General features: G+C 57.8%; 37 protein-coding genes, 1 tRNA gene and 1 pseudogene. 36 read left to right on the top strand and 3 right to left on the bottom strand.

What is annotated here, in order from left to right; translation table 11 throughout:
* The first annotated feature begins 24 nt into the window (after positions 1 to 24).
* The 8 genes from NO887_RS08530 to NO887_RS08495 all read left to right on the top strand — a co-directional run bounded on the left by NO887_RS08530 (position 25) and on the right by NO887_RS08495 (position 4,945).
* Positions 25 to 951: a hypothetical protein gene (locus NO887_RS08530; protein ID WP_256397085.1), complete on the top strand. Its 927-nt coding sequence runs from the start codon at positions 25 to 27 to the stop codon at positions 949 to 951.
* A 7-nt stretch (positions 952 to 958) separates the two neighbouring features.
* Positions 959 to 1,528: a hypothetical protein gene (locus NO887_RS08525; RefSeq protein ID WP_256418030.1), complete on the top strand. Its 570-nt coding sequence runs from the start codon at positions 959 to 961 to the stop codon at positions 1,526 to 1,528.
* Positions 1,529 to 1,569: 41 nt separating this feature from the next.
* Positions 1,570 to 1,929, top strand: coding sequence for a hypothetical protein (locus NO887_RS08520; protein ID WP_256397087.1), 360 nt, complete (start codon positions 1,570 to 1,572; stop codon positions 1,927 to 1,929).
* A gap of 5 nt (positions 1,930 to 1,934) precedes the next feature.
* Entirely contained in the window at positions 1,935 to 2,276 is a 342-nt protein-coding gene (locus NO887_RS08515) for a hypothetical protein (protein ID WP_256397088.1), read from the top strand.
* Between the two features lie 5 nt (positions 2,277 to 2,281).
* Positions 2,282 to 2,608, top strand: coding sequence for a hypothetical protein (locus NO887_RS08510; RefSeq protein WP_256397089.1), 327 nt, complete (start codon positions 2,282 to 2,284; stop codon positions 2,606 to 2,608).
* A complete protein-coding gene (locus tag NO887_RS08505) occupies positions 2,605 to 3,918 on the top strand; it encodes a hypothetical protein (protein ID WP_256397090.1) in 1,314 nt (437 codons plus the stop codon). The genes NO887_RS08510 and NO887_RS08505 overlap by 4 nt, the downstream gene beginning before the upstream one ends.
* Positions 3,919 to 3,949: 31 nt before the next feature.
* Complete coding sequence (locus NO887_RS08500) at positions 3,950 to 4,240, top strand: hypothetical protein (protein ID WP_256397091.1); 291 nt, start codon at positions 3,950 to 3,952, stop codon at positions 4,238 to 4,240.
* Between the two features lie 183 nt (positions 4,241 to 4,423).
* Positions 4,424 to 4,945, top strand: a complete 522-nt coding sequence (locus tag NO887_RS08495; RefSeq protein WP_256418029.1) for a hypothetical protein — start codon at positions 4,424 to 4,426, stop codon at positions 4,943 to 4,945.
* Positions 4,946 to 4,984: 39 nt separating this feature from the next.
* On the opposite strand, the gene NO887_RS08490 is transcribed toward NO887_RS08495, so the two are convergent.
* Entirely contained in the window at positions 4,985 to 5,152 is a 168-nt protein-coding gene (locus NO887_RS08490; protein WP_256397093.1) for a DUF1931 domain-containing protein, read from the bottom strand.
* A gap of 209 nt (positions 5,153 to 5,361) precedes the next feature.
* Here NO887_RS08490 and NO887_RS08485 point away from each other — a divergent pair, with 209 nt between their 5' ends.
* The 7 genes from NO887_RS08485 to NO887_RS08455 all read left to right on the top strand — a co-directional run bounded on the left by NO887_RS08485 (position 5,362) and on the right by NO887_RS08455 (position 8,966).
* Positions 5,362 to 6,429: a transcription initiation factor IIB gene (locus NO887_RS08485; protein WP_256397094.1), complete on the top strand. Its 1,068-nt coding sequence runs from the start codon at positions 5,362 to 5,364 to the stop codon at positions 6,427 to 6,429.
* Positions 6,426 to 6,806 (top strand): hypothetical protein, encoded by a 381-nt coding sequence (locus NO887_RS08480; RefSeq protein ID WP_256397095.1) that lies wholly within the window; start codon positions 6,426 to 6,428, stop codon positions 6,804 to 6,806. The genes NO887_RS08485 and NO887_RS08480 overlap by 4 nt, the downstream gene beginning before the upstream one ends.
* A 116-nt stretch (positions 6,807 to 6,922) precedes the next feature.
* On the top strand, positions 6,923 to 7,630 hold the full coding sequence (locus NO887_RS08475) for a hypothetical protein (RefSeq protein WP_256418028.1): 708 nt from the start codon (positions 6,923 to 6,925) through the stop codon (positions 7,628 to 7,630).
* An 82-nt stretch (positions 7,631 to 7,712) separates the two neighbouring features.
* Complete coding sequence (locus NO887_RS08470) at positions 7,713 to 8,033, top strand: hypothetical protein (RefSeq protein WP_256397097.1); 321 nt, start codon at positions 7,713 to 7,715, stop codon at positions 8,031 to 8,033.
* A complete protein-coding gene (locus tag NO887_RS08465) occupies positions 8,030 to 8,500 on the top strand; it encodes a hypothetical protein (protein ID WP_256397098.1) in 471 nt (156 codons plus the stop codon). Before NO887_RS08470 ends, NO887_RS08465 begins: the two co-directional genes overlap by 4 nt.
* Before the next feature lie 4 nt (positions 8,501 to 8,504).
* Positions 8,505 to 8,831, top strand: a complete 327-nt coding sequence (locus NO887_RS08460; protein WP_256397099.1) for a hypothetical protein — start codon at positions 8,505 to 8,507, stop codon at positions 8,829 to 8,831.
* A gap of 12 nt (positions 8,832 to 8,843) precedes the next feature.
* Complete coding sequence (locus tag NO887_RS08455) at positions 8,844 to 8,966, top strand: hypothetical protein (protein WP_256418027.1); 123 nt, start codon at positions 8,844 to 8,846, stop codon at positions 8,964 to 8,966.
* Positions 8,967 to 8,969: 3 nt separating this feature from the next.
* Here the strand turns inward: NO887_RS08455 and NO887_RS08450 are convergent, their stop codons facing one another.
* Complete coding sequence (locus NO887_RS08450) at positions 8,970 to 9,671, bottom strand: S26 family signal peptidase (protein ID WP_256397100.1); 702 nt, start codon at positions 9,669 to 9,671, stop codon at positions 8,970 to 8,972.
* A gap of 172 nt (positions 9,672 to 9,843) precedes the next feature.
* Between NO887_RS08450 and NO887_RS08445 the strand changes: the two genes are divergently transcribed.
* Genes NO887_RS08445 through NO887_RS08425 form a run of 5 tightly spaced genes read left to right on the top strand, consistent with a single transcriptional unit; the run spans position 9,844 to position 12,165 of the window.
* Entirely contained in the window at positions 9,844 to 10,227 is a 384-nt protein-coding gene (locus NO887_RS08445) for a hypothetical protein (RefSeq protein ID WP_256397101.1), read from the top strand.
* On the top strand, positions 10,224 to 10,517 hold the full coding sequence (locus tag NO887_RS08440; RefSeq protein WP_256397102.1) for a hypothetical protein: 294 nt from the start codon (positions 10,224 to 10,226) through the stop codon (positions 10,515 to 10,517). The genes NO887_RS08445 and NO887_RS08440 overlap by 4 nt, the downstream gene beginning before the upstream one ends.
* A 6-nt stretch (positions 10,518 to 10,523) precedes the next feature.
* Positions 10,524 to 11,150: a hypothetical protein gene (locus tag NO887_RS08435; protein ID WP_256418026.1), complete on the top strand. Its 627-nt coding sequence runs from the start codon at positions 10,524 to 10,526 to the stop codon at positions 11,148 to 11,150.
* Positions 11,147 to 11,443: a hypothetical protein gene (locus NO887_RS08430; RefSeq protein WP_256397104.1), complete on the top strand. Its 297-nt coding sequence runs from the start codon at positions 11,147 to 11,149 to the stop codon at positions 11,441 to 11,443. Before NO887_RS08435 ends, NO887_RS08430 begins: the two co-directional genes overlap by 4 nt.
* A 26-nt stretch (positions 11,444 to 11,469) precedes the next feature.
* Entirely contained in the window at positions 11,470 to 12,165 is a 696-nt protein-coding gene (locus NO887_RS08425; RefSeq protein WP_256397105.1) for a hypothetical protein, read from the top strand.
* Position 12,166: 1 nt separating this feature from the next.
* Here NO887_RS08425 and NO887_RS08420 read toward each other — a convergent pair whose 3' ends face one another.
* Positions 12,167 to 12,745 (bottom strand): DUF192 domain-containing protein, encoded by a 579-nt coding sequence (locus NO887_RS08420; RefSeq protein ID WP_256397106.1) that lies wholly within the window; start codon positions 12,743 to 12,745, stop codon positions 12,167 to 12,169.
* Between the two features lie 140 nt (positions 12,746 to 12,885).
* On the opposite strand from NO887_RS08420, the gene NO887_RS08415 reads away from it, so the two are divergent.
* From NO887_RS08415 to NO887_RS18575, 16 genes and pseudogenes are all read left to right on the top strand, one after another.
* Positions 12,886 to 13,563: a hypothetical protein gene (locus tag NO887_RS08415; RefSeq protein ID WP_256397107.1), complete on the top strand. Its 678-nt coding sequence runs from the start codon at positions 12,886 to 12,888 to the stop codon at positions 13,561 to 13,563.
* Positions 13,564 to 13,612: 49 nt separating this feature from the next.
* A complete protein-coding gene (locus NO887_RS08410; RefSeq protein ID WP_256397108.1) occupies positions 13,613 to 14,098 on the top strand; it encodes a hypothetical protein in 486 nt (161 codons plus the stop codon).
* Positions 14,099 to 14,165: 67 nt separating this feature from the next.
* Positions 14,166 to 14,579, top strand: coding sequence for a hypothetical protein (locus NO887_RS08405; RefSeq protein ID WP_256418025.1), 414 nt, complete (start codon positions 14,166 to 14,168; stop codon positions 14,577 to 14,579).
* Positions 14,572 to 15,813 carry a hypothetical protein gene (locus NO887_RS08400; protein ID WP_256418024.1) on the top strand — a complete coding sequence of 414 codons (1,242 nt, stop codon included), beginning with the start codon at positions 14,572 to 14,574 and terminating at the stop codon, positions 15,811 to 15,813. The genes NO887_RS08405 and NO887_RS08400 overlap by 8 nt, the downstream gene beginning before the upstream one ends.
* Positions 15,813 to 16,010, top strand: coding sequence for a hypothetical protein (locus NO887_RS08395; RefSeq protein WP_256397111.1), 198 nt, complete (start codon positions 15,813 to 15,815; stop codon positions 16,008 to 16,010). Before NO887_RS08400 ends, NO887_RS08395 begins: the two co-directional genes overlap by 1 nt.
* A gap of 4 nt (positions 16,011 to 16,014) precedes the next feature.
* Positions 16,015 to 16,491 carry a DUF6884 domain-containing protein gene (locus NO887_RS08390; RefSeq protein ID WP_256397112.1) on the top strand — a complete coding sequence of 159 codons (477 nt, stop codon included), beginning with the start codon at positions 16,015 to 16,017 and terminating at the stop codon, positions 16,489 to 16,491.
* Positions 16,492 to 16,634: 143 nt separating this feature from the next.
* On the top strand, positions 16,635 to 17,375 hold the full coding sequence (locus tag NO887_RS08385; protein ID WP_256397113.1) for a hypothetical protein: 741 nt from the start codon (positions 16,635 to 16,637) through the stop codon (positions 17,373 to 17,375).
* Entirely contained in the window at positions 17,372 to 18,193 is an 822-nt protein-coding gene (locus tag NO887_RS08380; RefSeq protein ID WP_256418023.1) for a hypothetical protein, read from the top strand. The genes NO887_RS08385 and NO887_RS08380 overlap by 4 nt, the downstream gene beginning before the upstream one ends.
* A 268-nt stretch (positions 18,194 to 18,461) precedes the next feature.
* Positions 18,462 to 18,830, top strand: coding sequence for a hypothetical protein (locus NO887_RS08375; RefSeq protein WP_256397115.1), 369 nt, complete (start codon positions 18,462 to 18,464; stop codon positions 18,828 to 18,830).
* 20 nt (positions 18,831 to 18,850) lie between these two features.
* Entirely contained in the window at positions 18,851 to 19,261 is a 411-nt protein-coding gene (locus tag NO887_RS08370) for a hypothetical protein (protein ID WP_256397116.1), read from the top strand.
* The gene (locus tag NO887_RS08365) at positions 19,258 to 19,674 is read left to right on the top strand and encodes a hypothetical protein (RefSeq protein WP_256397117.1); all 417 of its coding nucleotides are present in this window, start codon (positions 19,258 to 19,260) and stop codon (positions 19,672 to 19,674) included. Before NO887_RS08370 ends, NO887_RS08365 begins: the two co-directional genes overlap by 4 nt.
* 44 nt (positions 19,675 to 19,718) lie before the next feature.
* Positions 19,719 to 20,126, top strand: a complete 408-nt coding sequence (locus tag NO887_RS08360; RefSeq protein WP_256397118.1) for a hypothetical protein — start codon at positions 19,719 to 19,721, stop codon at positions 20,124 to 20,126.
* 54 nt (positions 20,127 to 20,180) lie between these two features.
* Complete coding sequence (locus NO887_RS08355; RefSeq protein ID WP_256397119.1) at positions 20,181 to 21,134, top strand: hypothetical protein; 954 nt, start codon at positions 20,181 to 20,183, stop codon at positions 21,132 to 21,134.
* Positions 21,135 to 21,296: 162 nt separating this feature from the next.
* A tRNA-OTHER gene (locus NO887_RS08350) sits at positions 21,297 to 21,414 on the top strand.
* 106 nt (positions 21,415 to 21,520) lie between these two features.
* Entirely contained in the window at positions 21,521 to 22,111 is a 591-nt protein-coding gene (locus NO887_RS08345; RefSeq protein WP_256397120.1) for an archaellin/type IV pilin N-terminal domain-containing protein, read from the top strand.
* Positions 22,112 to 22,113: 2 nt separating this feature from the next.
* Positions 22,114 to 22,602, top strand: a pseudogene (locus NO887_RS18575) (archaellin/type IV pilin N-terminal domain-containing protein); the annotation flags it as partial.
* Positions 22,603 to 23,898: the final 1,296 nt, after the last annotated feature.

Raw genomic sequence — 23,898 nt, 5'->3', positions numbered from 1 at the left:
CCACCGCTCAACGACACATCCACCATGAACGGCCTTTCACAACATATCGCAGACGACGACGACCGGACTCGTATCGCGTCGCGCTCCGATATCAACGTCTTCGTGCCCAAGCTCGATGACTCTCGCTACGTGTCGGACTTGGCGGGCGACTATTGGCCCCACCGGTCAGTCACGCTCAAGCAAGCGTGTGAACAGCCGAAGGCAGTCGAACGAACGCGCCGCCGGACACAGACACTCCGACTCGTCGACAACCGACCACCGGGAAGCAACTTCCCGATGGAACTCTTCGAGACGGCCGACGACGCCCACGTCGACGAGGTGCTTCCGGCGAGTTACTCCGGGACGGCGAGGGACGCGATCGCGGACGCGGTTCGGCTCTACTCGAACTACGATTTCCGAACGGAACCGACACTGCTTGTACCGGTTGTTGCGCCGTACGAGCTGACGGGAGCCTGTATCAAGCATCTCCTGTACGAGACTGACCACACGAGCGGACTCCGGTCGATCAACAATCCGACCGACTTCGCCGTCCGTGGGCTCTCCTCGCGAACACAGAGCTACGAGCAGTTCAAGGAGATCCTCACGACGATCGAGGACGTCCTCAAAGGCGGTGTCAATCTGAACATCCACGCGCCTCACGTCAGCGCCGACCTCGTTCGAATCGTCCGCAACCACAACGGGCTGATCAACTCGGTGACGCTCCCCCACGACACAGCGGGACTCGCAACCACGGAGTCGACATCGTACCTCTCGGCGAAAGGCACGGAGAATCTGACAGCGGACTCGTGTCCGTTGGTCCAGTTGGCCGGCGAACTGAGCCTACTCACGAGCGACCTGATCGACGATGACCAGGTGGCGAGCGCACTCGCCGAGTCAAGTATCCCAGAGCTCGCGCCGGAAACGCCGAAGCCGGACGCTGCGGGAGTCGACCGTCAGTCGACATTCTCGTGAAGACACCGTGAAGACAGACACAGCCACGTACGACCGAATACACCACACAGACGGCCCAAAACACCAGAACCCCATGACAGACGACTCCCCAGAAACTACGTTCACACTCAACGTTCGCCACGAAGGATACCACGCCGATCAGTTCACACCACACACGCAGATCAACCGGTTTTACCTCGTCGGCTCGGGGACGCCATCTGCGGAACAGCTTGTCGAGGCCTACCTCCATGCGATCGCAGACGCCGTCATCTACGACAAGCACAGTCTGTCGGACGCTCTACTCAGCGGGATCATCGCCGATAGCGGGAATCCACTCGATATCGAAGTGGTGGACAAAGAGACCTACACCGAACACGAAGCGGCCGAGACGTTCGACCTCTATATCTGGGACTACCGGGAGGCAACGCTGGAGAGAGGACGCAGTCACGTCCCAGCTATCACAGATCCAACAAAGGAGGAGTTGATCGACGCGGCACAGACACTCGACGAAGAACACGAACGACCCACGACCGCGAGCGACAGCCAAGAACCGCTCGACGGTTTCGACACTTCCGACGCCGACCTGGATTTCGCGTAATTGCCCCTGTGAGTGTTTGTAGCCCCCGAATGAGGTGAAGGATGGGAAACATACCAAAGTACCTCAGAGAAATCTTGGACGAGGCGACCGCCTACTTGGAGGAGGACGATGACATCTCGCGAGTAGGGGCCGCCCACGAGATCGCCCACCAGCACGAATCGCTGGTGGTGATGGACGACGGCGAGCGCGACGCCCTCGAACTGTTGCGGGACATCCGAGCCATCCACACGTTGTGTGGCGACGAGTTCGAAACGTACCGACAGTACCGCGACGCAGAGTACGCGGACTCGATTCTCGAAGCGGTCGCGCTTCGCTCGCTCGAGGAGCTGATCAACGTCCATCTCCACGACGAACAGTCCTTCAACAAGAACGAACCAGCCACGGCGCAGACGGCGAAGTGAAATCCATGACAGAAGCCATTAACCCCGAAAATCTGCGAGAAGCATACGACCAGACGACCATCCCCAAGCCGGGGACGCCAGAGCGGAAGCCGCACACCGAGTCGGACGACGAGACCGAGGTCGCGGTGAACGTCGGCGACGTTATCGAACGCCGAAACACGCGCAACGGCGGGACGGTCGCCGATGTCAGATACGTCTTGGAAGTGTACGACCACGGCCTCGTGGTGTGGATCCTCGACGACGAACGGTACACGTACTACCCGAGCGAATTCCTCCGGGAGGACCTGAGTGAGTACGACCTGCGTGTTCACGAGGATCCGTGGGGCCTTCGCGAGGACGACGAGTAGCGACCATGCCAGCCACAGAGACCGAGTACGGCCGCGGGGGACCCTACCCGAAAGACGGCGAACGGTTCGACCCGATCAACGGCACACCGCCGAACGACTGGAACCTCGACGCCCACCTCGTCGGCGGCGGAGCCGACACGCCACGCCGAGAGACGGCGCTATGGAGCCACCCAGCCGGCGGGACCATCCGCGTGGTCCGATTGCCCAACGCCGACGAGAAGCCGTACACGCTCGCCGTAACGGCGACTGGCGAGTCCCGGCGTGGAAAGCGAGAAGCAATCTTCGATCAGGCCCGCGAGCTGATGGGCCGACGCCGCCCAACGGGCCGATGACCACGACGTGGCCGATTTCGATCCGGCCGCCGTTCGCAGACGACTGCTGGGCGATCGTTCGAGCCCGCTTTCTCGACGCCCAGTATTGGGAGGCCGACTCGAAACAGGCGGCCATCGACCAACTGAAAGCCGGCATCGACGACCCACGGAACGTGCCGGGCGAGAACCCTCCGGTGACCCGACAGACGGTCGCGATCGATGCTCACGAGGACTTCGCGAACAGCATCACGCTGGACACACTCTTCGAGAACCAAGTCGGGCTCGCGAGCTTTGGAGAAGCCACCACCGAGGAGCCGTGGTTCAAAGCCCAACCAGAGTGGACCCAACTGGAGCCACTGTACGACGCCGACCGTGTGCTCCACGCGACGAGCGGCGACGGCCCTGCTGAACACCCCTCGGGGTGGGAGTGGGACTACGCGATTTGGGCGAGACATGCCGGTGACAAAGAGTTCGATATCGTGCTTCACCGCCCAGAGCGATACGAGTGGACGACGAAGACCGCTGAGACCAGCGAGCTCATCCGGATACTCCAAGGGCGGTGGCACACGCAGGGCAGCGCACACCTCAAGCAGTTCTACTTCGAGAAGTCTCACGAAGACACGGACGACCCGTATCTTGCGTGGGAGCCAGCCGCGGTCGAGTACCACCCGGAGTCGGAGTCACCGTTCGACCCATCGTGGGACTTCTGTCCGGGCGCTCCGATGGCGATCAACGGCTGGGAGTACGATCCACACGCCAGGCTGTCGCGTGAGGTCTGGCGAAGCACGACGACGCCGGAACGCCGAGTCGAACTCCACCACAACCCCAGCGACTACTCGTTTCTGAAGGTGTTCGACAGCCGGGTCTCAGGCGCAGACGCCGCGATGGTGCCGGACGGATTTGACGGTAAGGTCCAATCGACCACCTCGGCCAGCGACCTTCGAGACAAGGCCGTCCGCTGGATGCGACAGCACAGTCCCGGCGGCGTGGCTCACCCAGCGTTCGACGCGCAGCTGCTCGAAACACCGGCTGGGTGGGTCCTTGATCGGTCACCGGGCGTTCGGTATGGAACCGAGTTCCACGTCCGCTACCGCAAAGAGACGCCCTCAGACGAAGAGACAAACGTGTTCATCGAGATCGCCGGGCCGTCGAAAAGCACGGACTTTCGCGTGACACGGATCGAGCAGGTGGGGGAGACCGGCCGGAAGACCACCGAGTCTATCCCGACGCCGGAACACTGCTCGCCAGTCGTGGCGCATTCACGATTCCGGAAGTTCGTTCGCTCGAACACGGAATCTCCGGCAGACGGCCCGACGCGGGCACACCCATAAGTTCAAACCCACAGCCACGCAGAACACACCCATGACACCACTCACAACGCTTCTCACTCTCGCAATCGGCATTCTGATCGCCGGGACCGTCGCGGGGACCGTTGCGTACTCGATGAACTACATGATGCGGGCGGACGACGTCGCCCACCGAATCATCTTGGGGACGTACGTCATCGTCCCGTCGGTTGGCCTCATCGCGAGCGGCGAGGACCCCACAGTCGTCATCATCTCGATGTTCGTGAGCATCATCATCATCGGGCGCTACACGTTCGGCCTGATCAAACCCCGTCTCCCACAGCGCAAACCGACCAACCAGCAATAGTCACCGGTCGGCCAAGACTTTTCATAGAAACAACAAATACTTGGAAGTAGATTCCAAGACCCTACTTGAGCGAAACTATAATACTGTGACATACCTGTTAGTGAGTCACCAAGAACAGAACCAGTCAGATAGGTACAGTGCGAGTCGAAGACCTGCGCCCCGCTTAGCGTGGATAGGAAACGTATGAACCCCGCAAAAACAGAATATACAATCGCAGTCGAAGAGGAAGTTGTCCTCGAAGCGTTCAGGAACGCGACGAGTGACGGAGTCAACATCAGGTGGGTCAATATCGCCCCCATCCACCACCGGACAACTGCTCCGTTAGACACCAAGCGAGCCACACACGAAATTATCGCAGACATGGCCGCCCTCTGTGAAGAGTGGCCAGAAGACGAGACGACGCTTTACTGGAATCTTCACATTCCGGATACAGACACGCTAATCGACCCCCTCACGAGCAGGTCGATTCGCACGCCGGCAGTCTCCCATCTTCAACCGCCGCCTGCCCCGATCGTGACTGCGTGCCAGCGATGGTACGACGACGACAACGAGGAGATCGAGGGTGATAGCGACGGCACTCTACTCAAGGGCTTTTTCATCAAGACGACCATCGGCCAAGACGGAACGGTCACTGATGCCGAACTGATCGCGAAGTACACCGAGCCCTCAAACAGCAGAGCTGGACTCAACTCACCACCATACTAGCGCCGAAACCGCAACTACAAGAGGGTAGTAGACCGGTATCTACAGGTCGCGCGGCTGGACCGTCTTCCGATCGTTCGCCTCAGCTCGGGCCGCGGCGTCGGAGATCAGTTCCTCGACTTCCGCATCGAGTGCGTCGTAGAAGTCCGCCGCCACGTTGCTGTCATCCAGGGCTTCCTTTACGGCCGCTTTGACGATTAGGTCAGACATTGCGAATTATACTCTGATGCCCCTCAATATAAACCTTGTTTATAGGAGATAGATGGGGCCGAAACGGGCGGAATATCAAATGACGACAGCGGGGGAACTTCCTGATAGAATAGATATGATTCCTTGTTTTTGTCCCCCGGAGTTGTGCGAAGGGGTTTCCTTAGAAGCACCACCGTAGATCCCAGACAGATCACTCCAATCACCCACTAATGACTCACCGAACATCCGTAGTAACCGCATCGCAAGAAGCCGCGACCACGTCGGCCATTTCACCCGAAGAAACACGCCAAGAGCCGGCAAGCAGTCGCCAAGACGAAACCACCTGCCCTGACTGCGAGGGCACAATCATCACTGACGAGGCCGCCGGGGAGCGTCACTGTGCTGACTGTGGGATGGTCGTCGAGGAAAACCGAATCGACCACGGCCCCGACTGGCGGAATTTCGATCACGAAACGGACAACAGCCGAGTCGGAGCACCGGTCTCCGAGGCCTTACACGATAAGGGCCTCTCGACTCAGATCAGCTGGCAGGACAGAGACGCAAACGGGAATCGGATCTCCACGCGAAAGCGGAGGCGGATGTCTCGACTCCGGAAATGGGACGAGCGATTCCGAACGCAGGACGTCCGCGATCGCAACAACAAGAAGGGCTTCACCGAGATCCAGCGGATGACCTCTGCACTGGGGCTACCGACTAACATCGCACAAACGGGCGCAGTCATCTTTCGGCAAGCCTCCGAGCAGAAAGTCCTGCTCGGACGATCCATCGAAGCCGTCGCAACGGGTGCGACTTACTTAGCCGCGCAGTTAGAGGGCATCCCCCGGACCTTCGACGAGTTCGCTCACGTTTCACGAGTCGAACGGGCAGCCATCAGACGAGCCCAGTCCGCGATCGACAAGAAACTGAAGCTCCCCATCAAGCCGACGACGCCCGAGGTCTACATCCCGCGATTCGCGAACGAACTGGATGCCTCAGAGCGAGTCGTCACAGAAGCGAAGCGACTGACCAACCATCTCTCGGAGACGAACCACATCTCCGGTCGGAAGCCGAGTGCGCTCGCTGCTGTCGCCCTCTATGCGGCCAGCATCACCCTCGGAACGCAGATGACACAGAACACCGTCGACGAATCCGGACTAGCGAGCGAAGTGACGGTCCGGAACACCTACAAGCTCTTCCTCGACGCCGACCCCACCTGTGAGTACACGCTCGAAGAGCTCGAATCGATGAACTCCGCCGAAATCAAATCGAAACTAAGCCCGGACCCTACCGACAAATGACACACGCCAACAACCTAGACGACAGCCCGCCTGAGCGAGACGAATTCAAGACGATCTACTCGCCGTACAGACCGTTCCCGCATGGAGCGAAGAAGGCCCTCGCGAACGCGGCAGACGCCGTCGAGTATCCCGAGGATCACAGCCGGTATGCGTACGTGAGCGACCTCCCCGACGAAGAGACTCTGGATAGCTGGGAGCTCTCCCACGTGAAGTACGACAGTCCGGATGAAACGTGGGTCACAGATAGCGGAGAGGAGGTTCTCATCTACACAGACCGGGTCATCGTCGATGGCCGCGTGACACAGATGGACCCCGGTGATGCAAAGAGTCAGGCCCGGTCACAGGATTCCTTCACTCGCACCGAGTCACCCGCCTGAACCGCTGAGAATTTCAGCCAGCCAACAACACGCCCGACGAATACCGAGAAACAGACACAAGCAACTCTAACAGGGGCAGTGTGGTTTTATACATTAGAAGGGTGTGCTGTTCATATATGAAATCAAAAAAAGCAGAAGAGGTCGTAGAGGAACTCCGGGCAAAAAAGCCAGATAGTGCAGGCCACTGTGAAATCGAGCTAGTAGATACTTATTCAGACGAGACCATCGACAGGTTCACCTCGGGAGATCTGGCGAGCATCCATAACACATTCAGACAACATTTTCTGGTTCTTATTAAATATAGAACAGCGACATCAACTGAACAGTTACCCAACCGCGACAACGTGGTTGACACCTACAAGATTCCCGATTGGCTACAGAACGTCGCTCAAGATTTTGAATCAGTAAGGCTAAGAACCGGAGAGGGCGACAATAATTACTCACATAAGTATTTCACACTCGATGACGGCAAAAAGGAGGTGGTCGATGACGTTAATATCCGTCAATTAAAGACCATCATCGACAAATCGAAGGCGCAACTGCCGGTAACTCGGAGTATTAGAAGGAAGCTAGGTGTTGAGTTTGATTCATTTGAATCGATCATACTTGCGGATAAAAAACGGCTACAAGGAGTAAATGGAATTGGAGAAGCAATCTCTGATAAAATATATAGCCGTTATAGCGATCAGGTGCGGGAATACGTAGCGTCTGATGAGTATTCAGACGAAACCACACTCCCACTAATTGAGGATCAAGACGGTGTTCTACGGCTACCTGAGGAATTCGAAGCGGACTCATTAACACCAAAGACGCCTTCACTGTAGCATTCACAGCTGCTTCATCGCACCCACCTGATCGACTACAGAGACCGCAGCGCCGGTGTTTTTGTCCACCGATGGGGTTGAGATGGAGAAGGTAAAATCACCAGAGGAGGGATTCACCCACTGGTATGACGAAGATATCCATAGTGCCATCAACCCGATCAACTACACGCAAGCGTTGATCGATGAGATGGGGCTGAAAAGCGGGGATGTCTACCTCGCGAACGGAAAGGCCCACCAGATCGAATCCATCGACATAGCCGTCGATCGGCTCGTCCTCGCCGACCCCACGGTGAACCACCCGCAAGATGCCCGAAGCGGCCAGTGGAGCGTTCCGATCACTGGACTGTATCAGGACTGGCGGCAGGGGAAAATCGACCCGGCAACCATGGACGCAGTAGCGTGACTGCCCGAGATACCCCGCCACACCGTTCGGTGAATTCTCGGCATACGCACATCGCCGAAGACCGGGCAGTCCACGTCGTCGATGACGGAGAGGTCGAGCAGGACCTGACCGAGACCGCCGACCCCAACGAGGTTCTGGCGTTCATTCGCCAGCTCGTCGAGTGGTACGAGAGCGACGTTGATCACCGGGACGAACTCCCGCTGTTCGCGACGGTCGTCGACGACGGCTGTGTCTACATCCGAGACCCCCAAGGCGGCGAGTGGCTCGCGTGGACTGTCGATGAGTGGACGCTCCCCCCTGAAGACGGACAAGCGAGTGACAGCGATTACTCGTTAGAAGGCACAGACCGACGGCTGAACACAGACGTGATTCGACCGATCATCACCGCGATCGCACAGACCTACGAATCCCCAAGCGAAATCAAGCAGCGACACGACCGCACCCAGATCGAATCCTGTTCCCCCTAGACCCATGCACAACGGAGTATACACCGACATCGACGAATTCACCGAGGCAGTTGACGAGTCCAGCGAGATCCACCGCGATCTCGACTTACAGGGCGCACCGATGAACCGGACCATCGGAACCCTGATCGAGATGAACGACGAATTCGACCTACTAACGGTCGTCACTTCCCACCGCCACGACCTCCCTTACCCGACGGGAGCCGATTTCAACGTTTCGTCAGTCCACGAGTTCGCAGACCTCATCGAGAAACTCGGTGGGAGCTGTATCTGTACGGAGGACATCGAACAGAACGACGACGGAAGCGCCCAGGTCGGCTACCACTTCGATTAACACGCCCAACCCATGACAACCACTACTCTCCCGATAGAATCGCTCCTCGAGGCCGCTGACATCCCCAGCGATGCGTCAATTCACGACTTCGAGTGGACAGACGACGGTCTCGAAATCGAGTATAGTGAGTCCTAGCAGCTAGACGATGAGCCGACCGGAGAAGATCAGTCGGATCCAGCCTACGTAGGGGACATCCGCGCGAGCAACCGAGCTTATCCAGTCACCGTCGATCGGCCGGGACAGGCCGATAGCTTGGTCATAGTACGGGTTGTTGTCTCCCTTCGTGATGTAGCCAGCATTTGGAGCAGGGCAGTTCCGGAGGTCAGAACACGATGTCGCCCCGTGAAGGAACGATTCATTCGCCCGCTCGAACCAGTCTTCACCCTCCTCAACGTGGAACATGGCACGGTGGATCGTTGCTGGACCGTTCGTTTGTGGATCCTGAAACACGATCACCGTCCCGTATCCGCCGAGGTTCTCGACCCCTTCCTGAACGGCGAAGTCGTGAGTGACGACGCCGTTCTCGTCAGCGTTCTCGTTCACAAACCGATCAGGAGCCGACACGATAGTCATGTCTCCTTGGTTGATGTTCGGCTCCATACTCCCGCTTTCAACTACAGTCATCGGCGGCCAAACGCCAGCAGCCACCGTAAGTAGAAGCAACCCTACAATCACGATCCCGAACCCGAGACTTCCGTCGCGGATCCACAACCCGATAGTAGACTTACCACCGCCCCCATCAGTAGGCGACTCCATTTCGGGATATTCTATCGCCTCAGACTCCGAATCGGAATCCGGATCGGGATAGACAAACCCTGACCCATCATCGTCTTGGCTCATTACAACTCGTACTCAGTCACTTATCAAGTATCTTTGGCTCAACTTTCCGCCGCGCCTCAGTAGAGACACAGGGTGTGAGCAGACCGAGCGGCACCCTGACGGGGGGATAGCTACCTACAGAAGCCGCCAAGGGAGAATTTTTAGAAACCGAGAGGGGTGAGTTATGGAATTGATGGAAACGCCGGTTACGCAGGCCCAAGCACAACAGGCACTCGAAGCCGCCTTCGAGACGGAGGATGACCAGCCGGACCTCGAGGTCTTCATGTCTCTCCTCCGTGAGTACCAGGCCTACTTCCTCGATGAGGAGCTGGAAGGACACCTCGAATCCGTCCACGAAGGATACATCCGAATCTACGCAGCCTACGCAGACTGCTTCGTGATCGAGACTTCGTACGACGCTCACTCCATCGGATTAGGAGAACTCGGATACGGTCACCAACCCCTCCAGCGCGCCGTAATGAACGCCCACCGAAAGGTCGCAGAAGAAGTCGAAGACGAAGTGGGGCCGGACATCTACCCGATCGCGCTCAACCTCCCAAACAGAACCACCGAATGACCAACATCAAGTCGCTGAAAGAACTGAAGCGGAGTAGCATTACTCGGTACGAACACACCCGTACCGGCGAAGAGAAACGAATCCACACTATCGACATCCGTGGAAAGCGAGAGGAACCAAAGCTCGTTGGAAGCGTCGTCACTGTCGATGAAGATGGGCAGTGTGACGAAATCGACGCACAAGAGTTCCAGAACCAACTCGCGCTCGGGGTAATCAAGCTCCTACCGGACACGAGCACCGAGACGACTACCCTAGACAGCATCGAGAACACGCCGGCCGGACATGCGTAATCCAACATGAGCGACACCACGACCCTCAAGCAGACAGAACAGACCGGACCACCGCCGACCCACCTCCCCGACCCGCCAAAAATCACTGGTTATCAGTCATCGGGCGGTGAGTTGGGCTCGCCGTCGACGATCACGCTGACCGTCGAGTTCTACACACCGGGGATTGCGGAACCCTACGAGACAGACGTCCTGTTCTCGATCATCAACGGCACCGCAGAGTTCCGCCGCGTCGAAGCCCAGCTCGGCCTCTCCAAGTCCCTCATTGCGGTAGAAGCCGCTTCAAAAGAAGTGAGCAAGCACCCAGCAGTAACCGCTATAGAAGGCGTCGACGCAATCGTTGAGTCACAGCGCCAGTGGATCGGGCGGTGTAAACAGTTCAACGAAACCGGCTGGGTCGAGATGCCGGAGAAGCCCGACAGCACGATCGCCAGTTGCGTCGAGGCGTACGAGAACAAAGATGGCGAGCAGTACATCATCTGGACGACCTCCGAAGACGACGACAACCACCCAGACATCCTCGTCGAACACCACCACGGAGACGACGACGAGACCGTGGACACGACACCCTGCGACACTCTCAATGAAGCACGAGAGAAAGTCGCCCGCGAAACGACAGGCGTGACCGAGGAATGACCACACAGGCTAGCGAAGGCACAGAGCGTTGTCGAGAGACGACCGAGCATCAGAACGTCCCCACATCAGCATCCTACGGAGGAGCAACGTTCCACCTCTACCAGCTCGTCTACACGCCTGACCCCAGAGACAAACACTACCCGAAGGCGTGGGTTGTGGTAGATCTTCAAGACAGACTCAAATTGGCCGATCTGCGATTTGACGAGACGAAGAGCCTCACAGAAGAGGAAGTCCGCGATTTTCGGGTCACTCCAGAGACAGCCGAAACCGGAACGCCGGTCTTCGGGTACTAACCCCGATCTGCCCCAGAACCCACAGAATGAATCACAGAAACGCAGCCCACGGTGAGACGATTTCCTTACCGACAGTCTACCATGTCGGGAACCTCGATGAAGAGCGAGCCGTCCCATACACCTCACAGGAAGGGGGTGAACTCTCTATCTCAGTCCACCCAGACGTGTGGGAAGGGATCATCCGAGGAGACGGCACAGCAACCCACGAAACCCTCCATACCTACGAGCTCTCAAACGGACAAGCGGAGTTCTACTACGTCGACCCAACTGCCGAGTTAGAAGCCGAACGGGCCTGGTGTCTCGATGCGGAATACATCACCGAGGTCACCGGCTATCGTGTGACCTTCACCGACGAAAACGGCGACGAGCGGTATCTGAAAGTCAAAGACGAAGGTACTGCTCAGGAAGAAGCGGCATCCAGACAGTCGAGATACGCTGAGGAACCAATCCTCACACTTGCCGCGAAAGGAGTGGACTACTGGAACAAAGCGTTCAGACAAGCGCCGGAACACGCTTCACCAGTCCTGATAGAAGGGCTACTGCCGATTTGGTACGCCAGCGACCTCGATGTCGACGGCGTCTGGTGGGCCGAACAACTGGCCCCCGAGAAACGTTCTGCCCCCCGTGGTTGTATCTTCCAGAACCGGCTCAACAGATGGAACAAAGAGATCACCGGGACAACGAAGCCGGCGTTCGACGATTCACCGCGTTCGTCAGCGTGAGTTATGCCTCACAACCGCCGTCGATCCGCACGGAATCGCCCGGTTCAACAACACCAGAAGCGGCCCCTTTGGGGACTTCTAGAACGTATTTCCCAACACCTCGGTACTGATGATGCGGCTCGACCCCGGTCTCGTTTCCGGTCGGCGCGTCCGCCTCGTGAACCGCCTGGATGACACACGAATCATCGATGAATAGAATATCGATGTCGAACTCCATCCGTGGCATCGCGTAGGTAAACGTCCGCATCTCGTCATGGAGGAACAGCATTCCCGTACCTGCTTCAAGTTCTGAGACACCACCGAGCCCGGACTCTTTCTCCGACTGCGTGTCCGCGTGAACGACAGAGAACGTCTCAACAGTCTCGCCCTCCGAGACCAGCTCGACTTCACCATCCCAATCCACGGTGTACGCTTCAACCCCAATGAGAGCGCCAGTTCCGATGAGGATGCCGAATCCCGCGACCCCCGCTAGAACGAGCACTAAGGAGGGGTGTCCATCTTCAGACTCCACCGCTTCCTCCGGCTCAGCAGCGTCGTCACTATCCACTTCTCCGTTCGAATTCGTGTGTTCGTCACTCATTGTTGATACAGCGGCTGGCCGCTGTCTCTTACCCACCGATTCACACCACCCCATCAAAAGTGTTGAGGGTAAAACACAGACGGGGGATAGAGTTTATACCACACGTTGTGTGTGTCCTGTTGTTAAAGGAGTCTCCATCTATGGATTCTAACCACTCACACCCAGACGACACCGATGCCGCCGTGCTCGCTCCCAGTCCAGAGTACCTCATCTGTCTTGCGGAACTCTCACCCGCGAACCTCAAACTGTACAACACCGAGACGGGGCAGTTCGTGAGGGTGGTCCCGTCAGATCAGGAGTTCGAAATGGAACACCGAGCGGGGGCTGAACAGCCGTGGGAACACCAGTCAACTGGGACTGATCTGAAGGAGATCGTCAGAGAAGCCACCGACGTTCTCGATCTGGCGGTCGCGACGAAGACGTGCCCTCAGACCGGCCTTGAGGATCTGTATATCGACACGGGAGAACACGGTCGGCTACTCATCGACGATCGCGACCAGTTCCCGGTCCACATCGTCAAGAAGCACCCCAATCCGTTCGACCCGACAAACGAAGAGTTCCTCATCGAAGCCCCCAGCAAGCAGGGGGAGTCGATCCCGAACCACTACAGCTACCACGTCCACACCCGGCACTGTATCGAAGACGAGTGGGAAGCCCTCCACTCCTGTTACGAAGAGCTCACCCCGGCAGCGGCGATGGACCGCTTCTCAGCGATTACGGACCTCGACACGCTGATGATCAACGAAGAGGAGGAACCAACCGAGCTCTTCCAGGAGCCTCATGAGACAGAGGCAGAATCGCCGAACACCGAGAGCTAAATAGAGCGGGTCCAACGTTCAATACAACCACTACCCCGATTCGCCACCCATGACTGAGAGACTATCAGAGATCAACTTCCCGCTCGAAAGCTGCTCCTGCGCTCACTGTGGGGTGAGTTTTCCCGAGGCTAGCATCCCCGAGATGGCGAAAGCGATCGCTACACACTGGAACAGACAGCACCGAGCTGTTCTCGCGGAAGTGTACACCCAATTCGACGCAGAGGCCTACCACGAAGAGCACATCGAAGGCGACCTCTACGGTGTGTTCAAGGAAGCCCACTACATCACGGCCTACGACGTGATCGCGACCACCGGAGTGTACCCACTCTCTCCGGAGTTCACATCCGACCTCAAGTTTCGCGATGTCTGTGTCGACTGCTGGGAAGACGTCGCAGATATCGACGAGTACACGGAAGTTCCGGACGACACCGAACTCGCTGGCGAATACCTCTGTATCCCCTGCTCGGAAGCCAGACAGATCGAGCGGCGACAGCAGAACAATCAGCAGTTGAGCCGGTTTTCAGCAGCGGAGTAGTCTGTTTTTAGCCTCCGAGTGGTAGTAGAAGATGTGTAATAATGCCCAAGCACAGCGGAAGCCACCGATGAGCCAGACCGGGCTCAGCCGGGAGGAATTCGTCGCGATCGGAGAAACAGTTGGCGAGCAGGTAGACACGGACATTGGAGGCGACTCCCAAGTCAAGTACCAGATGGAGCCGTACTACGCCGACACGACTGGTGAGATCACTCTCTGCTTCAAAGCGCAGGACGAGCCCGTCATCATCGTCGAGTCGATTCCCGCGAGGGGGTCAGAGCGAGGGATCACGCTGACCGCGCCTGCCTCCGAGTGGACAGTCGCGAACGACGTCGACGACCACAACATCATCACGACGCTCAGTATCGCCCAGGAGGTAGGCCACACCGCCGAGTTGTACTTCCGAGGGCCGCCAGCGAAGCTCACCCCGGAGGGTATCGTCACTGATGGCCCCGTCGAATACCCCCCACTCTTCAATGAGTGACTCCCAACCCGCGCTCTCGGAGTTCGACGGGAAGACAGCCCGAACGAAGCCAGAGCCCGCAGATACACCGCCCGAACCGATCAGTGTCCCCAGCCACAGCCAGTTCGAATCTACCGAGGGCGAGTATCCCGACAGCCAGATCGGCGCGCTCACCGACGGATCAACGATCAGCGTCTCGTTGTGTATCCCAGAGGGGACAGTTTCAGTAACGTTCACTCACCTCGCCGGGTCGGGCGGTATGGGGCCAACCGCGGAGATCGACAACCGCAACGAGGTAGCAGGACTACTGGACCAGCTCAACGGTCACCCACTTCTCGTGACCGGTGGGGGAATGAACACACCGATGGGGTGCGGATTCGTCCTTGGACGCCTCACAGACACCAGGACCGTCGACGCGACCGTCGAGGTGGAGTATCGAGAGCTCTTCCGACACGCCAAGCACAGCCGAGACACCACCGAGACGAAGCGACTCGGCTCGTATCAGGTATTCGTCCCCAAAACGGACCACGACAGCCAACGCGCAGCGAAGGCGCTGACCCACTGGGAAGCCGGCGAACTCGAACATCTGAATCCCGAAAAACGGGCGCAAGAGAAGGCCAAAGAACAACATCAAGAAGCGTTCGACAGCCTCTCTCCCGGCGACAAGATCGAGACGCCGGAGTACGCGACCCGGCTCGACGTCATCTCCGAGCCATACGAAACACACGCGGTCATCCCGCGAGGGACGCTCGGAGAGAAGACAGTTCCAGTGACCGCAGTCGTCGTCGCAAATCCGCGAGGCGGCTACTATCAGATCGGGATGAATCCGAATTCCAACTCGCGGTACCGAGACGGTCCCACGTGCTACATGAGCGGGTCGAAAAAGACACCGCCCACCCCGAATACAGCGTTCACTCGCGACGTGAGGTTCGGCTGTTCGGACATCGAGATCACGACGATCGACCACCCACCGGACCCAACGGTCATCGAACCAGACAGGACGGTCCTCGAATCACCACTCCCCGAACCGCGGCTCCAAACGACCCTCCAATCCCTCGACGGAATCGGCGAGAAGACCAGCCGGAAGATCCAGCGTCTCGCTGACGAGCGGGTGACCGCCGACACACTCGCATGGACGCTCTTCGGAGACGGAGAGACACACACCGGGTCACAACGAGAGATCGAGAAGATCCTCAAGTCCCTGCCAAAACACGAACAGATATATGACCAGCTTCAGAAGTACACTCCAGAATAATGGCTCCCTGGCCCCTCTTCGCCGTCGTCTATCACGCCGCTCGGTCGGGAGACGCCGACTGGCTGAAAGCGATCAGCATCGCAATCCTGTTCTTTCTGTTTCTACCAGTCATCTTCGGAGTAGCTGGCACTTCTGGACAGATCCTCGCGTGGGGGACGCTCTTCGGACTCCTCCTCCTCGGCCGAAAGAAGGACTAACACCATGTCAGACCAAACAGTAGTCGGAATAACGGCGTGTAGCAAGTCGAAGAGCGTCGACGACGATTTCCAAGGCAAGATCGAGGCACAACACCTCTACGACTCTTGGCTGTTCGACTCCCGGAGAGACGCCCTCGAAGCGAACTGCGATGAGTGGGCGATCTTCTCTGGGAAGTTCGGCTACGTCGAACCCGACGAAAAGCTCCCGTGGTACGACCAGCAGATCTCAGAACTCCCCGAAGACGAACAGTGGGAGTTGGCCGAGGAGGTCGCAGGCAACGTGGGCCACGCAGACAAGGTTCTCATCCTGATGGGGCGAGACTACGCAGAGAAGTTGAAAGACGCCCTCGACGCCAGTGTGACGATCTGGGACCCGCTTGAGGGGGTCCAACTATTCGACCAGCGCGGGAAACTCAAGGAGTTAGCAGACGGAACCGATCCGACTGGGCAGACCACATTCGCGGAACTCGACAACGAGTAGCAGAACCGGTCTTGTCAATCGTTACAATCTGATAGCGGACGCAATTGACAAGAGACACCCACCCACCACGCCGGGGGTGAGTTTTTCTCCCCCGGATTAGAGGTGGAGGGGTTCGAAAAGAGCCCATCAGAGATAGAATACTCATGAGTGAATCCAGCACCACGATCGGCGACTTCGAGTTAGCCGGGGTCCCCACCTCGGTAGAGCAGATCAGCGAATCAGCGTCCGCTCACGTACTGGAGGCGTTCACCGCCCTCAGTTCGTGGGGAACGGCCGTTACCATCAACGAGATGGACGAGCCGCTGTTAGTCGGCGCAAAGACGGACGGCCACACCGAATCATACCGGCTCTACCACGGACCTTCAGCAGACCACGGCCTTCAGTTCGCCGGGGTCCTCGCCCACTCGCACTCTTACAGCGACGACATCCCCGACCGAGTCGGATTCGTCCCTGCCGGCGACGGCCCCGATGAACCCACCGAGGTCGCCCCTGTCGAGACGCTCGACGTCACCGATCACGACCGAACGGACCGGCTAGACAAACTGTTACCGTACATCCGTACCGAGATCACTGACTCAGACTGGGTGAACGGGCGGGGTGATACGACCTACCCAGAGTGGGGCCAAGCCGTGAGGCGGATGGCCGAGTTCATGCGGGACGACCTCGACACCGAGCTCGCCTTTGACCGGCAGCTGCTCCGACTTCCCCGAGTCGAACACGCGCTTGGCCGGTATCCCATCGATGCAGGTGGCATCCTCACCCAGTTCTCGAACACGATCGACCAGAAATCCAAGCTCGACCATCACAATGTGAGCCCGGAGGCGTTCAGAGAACTCCTCTTCGCATTCGCCACGCACCACGACATCACCGGAGAGGGTGAATGACCGACACACAAGAGTCTCTCTCGGCGTTTTCGACAACAGACACCCCGTCATCACAGAATACACCACAGAAACAGAACGAAACGGACGAACAGTCCGAACAGTCCAACGCGGGAAAGAGAACTACACCTACACCGACCACGGCGTCTCAGTCCAAGACCCCCCTCGCAGACCTGTACGAAGATGTCGAGTCGCACATCATCGAACACTACCCAGCATTTCTTCGAGAGCAATCGATCGTCACGCCCCTCAACCCGGAGGAAAGGCGATACCGAACGAACAGAATCCCAGACGGCGTTGATGCGCTTCCGGACACAATTGGCCAGTGGAAGCTCGTCACCCACGATGCCACTCACGTGAGCTATCTCGCAGACGGACCCGCCTACGATGCGGAGTACGGCAAAGGCGGCTCGCTGGTCAGATTCAAGCTCTCGCTAAACGATCGCGGGGCCAATCGAGACGACAAGTACCACCTCCGAACCGAGAAAGTCGTCGGTTACACCAACGGGGAGAAGATACGGTCATACACCCCGGACGACGAGTCGCCAATGCTCGGGATTCGCGGCCACAGTGTCGGGGACAATCCCGGTGACTTCTCCGTTCTCGGCGGAACAAAACGCAAGTACGTAGACCCGAGAGACGGCCTTATCGACCTCATCTCTCTCCTCCACCACCTACCAGTCCCGATTCGGAACTACCTCCCCGACACAGAAAGACACGCCGTGGGATCTGGTCAGACACGATCTGGTGAGTGGCAATTGGGCCACAGACGCGCCCGACTGCGTCCCCAAGGAAAGTCTGAAGCTCGGACTGTCGCATAACCAACTCAGACTAACCGCATCCGATTCAAGCGATTCGTTGCCACAGAAGGATAAGGCGACAGCCCCTCTCGTCGATCCCAGCCACCCGGACGATCTCACCGAGTGGCTCGAGTCGAAGTCTGCGTACACCACCGTTTCGTCAATTCCCGCTGCGAGTGCGATACTGACCGAGGACTTGACCACGGTGGCCGAGAAGAGCCAGTTGGATACCTCAGAGAGTTTGTAGCCCCCGAAAGGAGATGTAGGGGAGTCTAAGGAGACACCACACATGGATACAATCACCGTCGAAGCGTTCGAGACACTCGACAGAAACGTAGCTGAGGTCAGCACCGACGCGGAGGCATACATCGAGGTCGAAGTCACCCGAAAGGAGGCTGTCGACGTCGACGACGCACTCAGCAGCCTCCTCAAAGAGGCGATCGGCGGAGAGTACGGCAACGCCGAGCAGGTGTCGAATTTCAAGCGACTCTGGGAAGGTCGGTCTCAACAGAACCCGACCATCATGATCACCAGCTCCGACGAAGCCGACATCGCACTCGACGCTTTGGATCGGTTCGAAGCGGACGAACTCGATCTCACAGACCGGATCCATGACGACCTGGTCGAGGCCATCAACGAGACCAGCGTCGATCTGTAGCCCGCACCGAATCAATTCTCATGAGTTCAGCACACCACCCAGCAACAAGCACCGAGACCTGTATCGACTACACCGAAACCGAACACTCAGTCCGGCTCTCACACCGAGATGAGCCGCTAGAGGTGACGTTCGATAAGGCGTATGAAGACGCCCCGACCAAGTTCAGCGTCGTCGCATACGAACACCTGATCGCAGACCACCTCGTCGGGCCGTTCGCCGAGACCGACTTCGAGATCGACACGGTCCACGAGGATTCCGCTCACTTCTTCCTCACGACCGAACTCCACAACGTGGATTCGTACGAAGAACTGGTCGACATCCTCTCGACAGTCGCGAACTACGCTTGGGAGTATCCCGGTGGTTGCTGGCTCAACGTCCAGACGGTCGAATCGGACCATCACTCCCACGTCGTCGCGACGATCATCCCATGACCATGACCACCTACCCATACTCCGACAACGAGAACCGGAAATTCACCTACGAAGAGACCGAGCAGAGCGTCACGATCACTCACGAGCCGGAAGCTGTGTCGGTTAACTTCAAGCACGTCTCGAACCCCACTCGCAATACAAAGCTGAGCATCATCGTCAACCGAGGGGGCTTAGAACAGTTCCCAACCGACCTGTTCGACGAGACCCCATTCGAGCCAGCAATAGCCGAGGTCGGCAACCGAACATCGTTCATCACGACCGAATTCGTTGAGCTCGACGCCTACACGGTACTACTCCCAGTTCTCAAGGCACTCGCAGAGTACGCCTGGGTGGACAACATGAATTCACTCCACATCCACAACAGCGATACCCCCGCAGCGAATCACCTCGTGTGCGTCCTCGGGGAGATATAGAGCAATAAGGTCAAACCCTCAGACACCAGTTTCCCGATAACAACATGGCCCACCACGACATTCCCGATCTTCCGTCTGGCTGGGTGGTCTCCACGAACATCGAGGAGCACATCTCGCTGCTCCGTGCGGAAGGGGAAACGCGCTACTCGATCGCGATCTACCCGACGAATCCAGCAACCACCCATTCAGGATGGACCGTGATGGGCCTCGCGAACTACGAGCCATTCCGCCCAGTCTTCACAGACAACGCCACACTCGAGGACGCACTCTCCACCGCGATTGACGAGATCACCGCAAAGAACAACGGCGAGCAGATCACCCACGTCAGGAAGGCAGGCGGCGACCAAGACGCAGACCCGACGGACAACCCCGAACCGGAGTCGGACGATGAAGACACAGAAACAGACTCAGACTCCGGCGACGGACAAAGCGATCTGAACCACTGGACCTGAAGTTTTTATCCACCAGATCGAGTGATGCGGAGTTCGGAATAGGTGAGAAGAGATATGACCGGATCAACAACCCAATCAAGCGGTGCTGTAACGCTCTCAGATATCGACTATACGACCATCGCCGCCCCTGAAGTAGACGAATCGGCGGTTGAAGAAACAATCACCACTCCCGAACAAGTCTTCAACTGTGAGCAAGGGGACGTCCTCTGGATCGCCGGGACGGAGTACGTCGTCGTCGACGAGTCATTCACCATCCTCGGGAAGAACCCCCTCATCGTCGTCGGCGAAGACGGTACGCATGGGAAGCTCGCAGCAGGAATGACCGATGGCTCAGCCGGTGGCGTCGCGTGGGTCGACACACTCGCAGACTGTGAAACAGGCGGCGTTCGAAAAGCACACCTCCTCGGCGAGTTCGGGGATATCTACAAGCTGAAAACGAACGGCTTGGAGATGCTTCACTCGTATCTCCCAGACACAGACACTCGGTCCTGTCCCAGCTGTACGCACGATGGAACGGGGAAACCGATCCGCATCGAAGAGCAGGGAACCAAGACGATCGAAATCAAGCGATGTCTCAACACAGACTGCTCTCAGCCCTTCCGATTCGTTCGAGAGACCCCTGAACCAGACCGGGCAACAGTCCTGACATACGACGACAAGACGGACACGCTCAACCCACACACCGTGTCGGGACGCTTCAAGTGCGACCGCCAGGACGATTTCAAGTTCCCCATCGACACCAACACCGCTCGCGACGAAGGTATCTACAGTGCTCAAGAGGTAGCCGACTTCATTAATCCGAAGATGGTTGGCGACCCGTACGGTTTCGTCAGGATCAAAGACGACAACCGGTGGGGCCAAGACCGACTCCATATCCAGTGGAAAAACGCGAAGGGCTACAGCGCAGATATGCGGATTACGTTCAAGCGAGTAAGCACAGAGCCGGAAACCTACTGGGAGGCCCTCCACCGAGTTTCAGGAATCGCCCTTGCGGACCTCTTCGAATAATTCCAACCCGCAGATATGAAACGGCCTAAGGGCGTTCCAAATCGGATCGAAGTAGACCGGACTGGGTAGAGAGGCCGCCTCTAGATTTTATTTATATATCCCGTTTGGGGTGTGGGAATCAAATAGATAGAAGACGCCCGATCACCTCGGGCAACCGCAACAGGGGCCGTAGTTCAAACGGCAGAACACCTTAGCTGTGAGACAACTTCGAACATTGTACAATCGTCCGGCCTTTCCAACTCACGCGAGGCAGCTCTGGGTTCGAACCCCAGCGACCCCCTATGTAGCCAGACAGCGACGCACTCCGGAGTGGCAGATCATGACTAGCCCACTACGGCAGATGGTAGTGAACCACCCGTTCAACGGACGGGCACAATGACAACAACATGACGACACAAGACACAGACAGAGGGCAGGTAGGTATCGGCACACTCATCGTGTTCATCGCGATGGTTCTCGTCGCCGCGATCGCCGCAGGCGTGCTCATCAACACGGCCGGCTTCCTTCAGACGCAGGCCGAAGCAACGGGCGAAGAGAGTACACAGCAGGTCAGCGACCGGCTCCAGATCGTGAGTCAGTCGGGGTACCTCGACGACCCGAGTGCCGGTGACGTCGATCACTTGCAGTTCGTGGTCGCCCAGTCGCCAGGTGCCAGTAACATCGACTTGGACGAAGTATCGGCAGAGTTGATTGGGGCAGACGGACAAGAAACCATTCAGCTTGACGATAGCTCCGCCTCGATCGACATTTTCACTGGGGGCAGCAACAACGTGCTGACCGATAATGGTGACCGAGCAGAGGTCTCCATCGCGCTCACCACCGACAACGACATCGGAGTCGCTGACGGGGACGAACTGGGCTACGTGCTCGCAGAGGGTGACTCCCTCTCCGTTTCGTTCACAACGGCTTCGGGGGCGTCAACCACCACGGAGATCCGTATCCCGAGTACCGTCGTCGAAAATTCGGTGAGGCTGTAACGATGTTCGAGTTCATCACTAACACAGAGGACCGAGGCCAGGTCGGTATCGGCACGCTCATCGTGTTCATCGCGATGGTTCTCGTCGCTGCGATCGCCGCAGGCGTGCTCATCAACACGGCCGGCTTCCTTCAGACGCAGGCCGAAGCAACGGGCGAAGAAAGCACGGACCTCGTCTCAGAGCGTGTCAACGTGAACAGCGAGGTTGGTGTTGTCGGCGACAGTAGTACAGGCACGCTCGACGAGATTCGCCTCGGAGTCACGGGCGCTCCCGGTGCGGGTCAGATCGATCTCTCTGAAACCACCATCCAAGCCGTCGGGCCGGGTGGGCAGGAGAATCTGGTTTTCGTTGACTCTACATCCGGCGGTTCGCAGGTGACTCAGTTGTCCGCTCCGGCCATCGGTGCAAGTGACACCAGTGTCTCCATCTCCATCAGCTACAACAACATCGACGGTCTTGACGCAGCCGACACCGATCAGGATCTGGTTCTCGAGTACCACGCTGGCGGTGTTTCCGCCACTGCGGACGACACCACGACGGTGACAGGAGCCGACCTTGACGGTCAGTCGTTCACCTTCGACTCGGCCGGTAGTGGAGACAACGAGATCAACACCGGAGGGTCGCTCTCGGCTGGAGACGAATTCGTTGTTGACCTCCAAGACACCAGCGACAGTTCCGTTCTCGACACACAGGTCACCCAGACTGTGGACTCCGGCAGCGCAGCCGAGAGTACCACGACTACGGGGGGAAGCAGTGTCACTGACCTCGGAGCGAACGAGTTCGCTGTCGGTGAAGACGGAGACTTTGAGTCGTCACCTGTCCTCAACGACCAGGATGACTACACTATCCTGATCAACCCCGCCGCGGGCGCGTTCGACGACGGAACGGCCTTCAGCCAGGGTCAGGAGGCAACCCTCGACATCGTGTCGCCCGCAGGCGCGACGACGCAGGTCGAACTCCGTGCCCCGGACCTCTTCAGCAAAAACGGCGAAGCGGTCCGGCTCTAACGAGCTATCTAGCACCGAGACCCAACGTTTGCGGAACAGTTTTTTCGACCACAGGGGCGTCTCGTACAACCGAACAATCATACATCATCGTACGAGGTCGTGCCGGCGTTCTAATGGTGAGTTTCAATACCAGCCAAAAAATCCGCAACCCGATGCCGAGGCCGGTCTGGCGTGGGGCCTAAGACTCGGTGGATATCAGGGGCGACAGACGTTCGCTTGATATCTGGGGGATGGAGAACATATACAGAACAAGTCACCGCAAAATAACCACTCGGAGTATCACTTGTACGGGCACATTCGGTGCTACAATACCACCCCAGAATCTTGAACTCCTCCGAAAGATCTTCTGGTCCGACGACAATCTCGATTGTCTCAAGCGGGACCGAAACAGAATGGAGGGAGACATCCACTGCCTCCATTCCCTTCTCCAGTAACTCCTCTTGTTCCGTGCCAGATAGCGGGTAATTCTGAGACAGATACATCCCGCAAGCGGTTTCTCCTGCTACTCGACTCTCATAGTCGAATTTCTCGCAATTAGGGTTGTTACAGATGTACGCCGCAGGATTGTATCCTAACTTCCCCAAATTTTGAACAAATGTGTCCAGCTCCCATCTCACGACTATGTGTTCGAAGTCTGAGAGTCTACTTTCAAGTAGCCCGTTGCACGGTTTCAAAATCAGTTCAGACGTATCCGGCATCTATCACTAACGGAGCGAAATAGTCACTTTCACTAGACTAAAAGCCGGATTGGAAGTATGACACCAACACAATCCGACACTG

The sequence above is a fragment of the Halorubrum laminariae genome, from assembly GCF_024494655.1.
Classification (GTDB): Archaea; Halobacteriota; Halobacteria; order Halobacteriales; family Haloferacaceae; genus Halorubrum; species Halorubrum laminariae.
Note: the sequence above shows the minus strand (reverse complement) of the source record. Positions and strands in the feature narration are given on the sequence as shown.

Coding starts and splice junctions, on each gene's coding strand:
- NO887_RS08530 (WP_256397085.1), top strand. CDS start 25: ATGAACGGCCTTTCACAACATATCGCAGACGACGACGACCGGACTCGT.
- NO887_RS08520 (WP_256397087.1), top strand. CDS start 1,570: ATGGGAAACATACCAAAGTACCTCAGAGAAATCTTGGACGAGGCGACC.
- NO887_RS08515 (WP_256397088.1), top strand. CDS start 1,935: ATGACAGAAGCCATTAACCCCGAAAATCTGCGAGAAGCATACGACCAG.
- NO887_RS08510 (WP_256397089.1), top strand. CDS start 2,282: ATGCCAGCCACAGAGACCGAGTACGGCCGCGGGGGACCCTACCCGAAA.
- NO887_RS08505 (WP_256397090.1), top strand. CDS start 2,605: ATGACCACGACGTGGCCGATTTCGATCCGGCCGCCGTTCGCAGACGAC.
- NO887_RS08500 (WP_256397091.1), top strand. CDS start 3,950: ATGACACCACTCACAACGCTTCTCACTCTCGCAATCGGCATTCTGATC.
- NO887_RS08495 (WP_256418029.1), top strand. CDS start 4,424: ATGAACCCCGCAAAAACAGAATATACAATCGCAGTCGAAGAGGAAGTT.
- NO887_RS08490 (WP_256397093.1), bottom strand. CDS start 5,152: ATGTCTGACCTAATCGTCAAAGCGGCCGTAAAGGAAGCCCTGGATGAC.
- NO887_RS08485 (WP_256397094.1), top strand. CDS start 5,362: ATGACTCACCGAACATCCGTAGTAACCGCATCGCAAGAAGCCGCGACC.
- NO887_RS08480 (WP_256397095.1), top strand. CDS start 6,426: ATGACACACGCCAACAACCTAGACGACAGCCCGCCTGAGCGAGACGAA.
- NO887_RS08475 (WP_256418028.1), top strand. CDS start 6,923: ATGAAATCAAAAAAAGCAGAAGAGGTCGTAGAGGAACTCCGGGCAAAA.
- NO887_RS08470 (WP_256397097.1), top strand. CDS start 7,713: ATGGAGAAGGTAAAATCACCAGAGGAGGGATTCACCCACTGGTATGAC.
- NO887_RS08460 (WP_256397099.1), top strand. CDS start 8,505: ATGCACAACGGAGTATACACCGACATCGACGAATTCACCGAGGCAGTT.
- NO887_RS08455 (WP_256418027.1), top strand. CDS start 8,844: ATGACAACCACTACTCTCCCGATAGAATCGCTCCTCGAGGCCGCTGAC.
- NO887_RS08450 (WP_256397100.1), bottom strand. CDS start 9,671: ATGAGCCAAGACGATGATGGGTCAGGGTTTGTCTATCCCGATCCGGAT.
- NO887_RS08445 (WP_256397101.1), top strand. CDS start 9,844: ATGGAAACGCCGGTTACGCAGGCCCAAGCACAACAGGCACTCGAAGCC.
- NO887_RS08440 (WP_256397102.1), top strand. CDS start 10,224: ATGACCAACATCAAGTCGCTGAAAGAACTGAAGCGGAGTAGCATTACT.
- NO887_RS08435 (WP_256418026.1), top strand. CDS start 10,524: ATGAGCGACACCACGACCCTCAAGCAGACAGAACAGACCGGACCACCG.
- NO887_RS08430 (WP_256397104.1), top strand. CDS start 11,147: ATGACCACACAGGCTAGCGAAGGCACAGAGCGTTGTCGAGAGACGACC.
- NO887_RS08425 (WP_256397105.1), top strand. CDS start 11,470: ATGAATCACAGAAACGCAGCCCACGGTGAGACGATTTCCTTACCGACA.
- NO887_RS08420 (WP_256397106.1), bottom strand. CDS start 12,745: ATGAGTGACGAACACACGAATTCGAACGGAGAAGTGGATAGTGACGAC.
- NO887_RS08415 (WP_256397107.1), top strand. CDS start 12,886: ATGGATTCTAACCACTCACACCCAGACGACACCGATGCCGCCGTGCTC.
- NO887_RS08410 (WP_256397108.1), top strand. CDS start 13,613: ATGACTGAGAGACTATCAGAGATCAACTTCCCGCTCGAAAGCTGCTCC.
- NO887_RS08405 (WP_256418025.1), top strand. CDS start 14,166: ATGAGCCAGACCGGGCTCAGCCGGGAGGAATTCGTCGCGATCGGAGAA.
- NO887_RS08400 (WP_256418024.1), top strand. CDS start 14,572: ATGAGTGACTCCCAACCCGCGCTCTCGGAGTTCGACGGGAAGACAGCC.
- NO887_RS08395 (WP_256397111.1), top strand. CDS start 15,813: ATGGCTCCCTGGCCCCTCTTCGCCGTCGTCTATCACGCCGCTCGGTCG.
- NO887_RS08390 (WP_256397112.1), top strand. CDS start 16,015: ATGTCAGACCAAACAGTAGTCGGAATAACGGCGTGTAGCAAGTCGAAG.
- NO887_RS08385 (WP_256397113.1), top strand. CDS start 16,635: ATGAGTGAATCCAGCACCACGATCGGCGACTTCGAGTTAGCCGGGGTC.
- NO887_RS08380 (WP_256418023.1), top strand. CDS start 17,372: ATGACCGACACACAAGAGTCTCTCTCGGCGTTTTCGACAACAGACACC.
- NO887_RS08375 (WP_256397115.1), top strand. CDS start 18,462: ATGGATACAATCACCGTCGAAGCGTTCGAGACACTCGACAGAAACGTA.
- NO887_RS08370 (WP_256397116.1), top strand. CDS start 18,851: ATGAGTTCAGCACACCACCCAGCAACAAGCACCGAGACCTGTATCGAC.
- NO887_RS08365 (WP_256397117.1), top strand. CDS start 19,258: ATGACCATGACCACCTACCCATACTCCGACAACGAGAACCGGAAATTC.
- NO887_RS08360 (WP_256397118.1), top strand. CDS start 19,719: ATGGCCCACCACGACATTCCCGATCTTCCGTCTGGCTGGGTGGTCTCC.
- NO887_RS08355 (WP_256397119.1), top strand. CDS start 20,181: ATGACCGGATCAACAACCCAATCAAGCGGTGCTGTAACGCTCTCAGAT.
- NO887_RS08345 (WP_256397120.1), top strand. CDS start 21,521: ATGACGACACAAGACACAGACAGAGGGCAGGTAGGTATCGGCACACTC.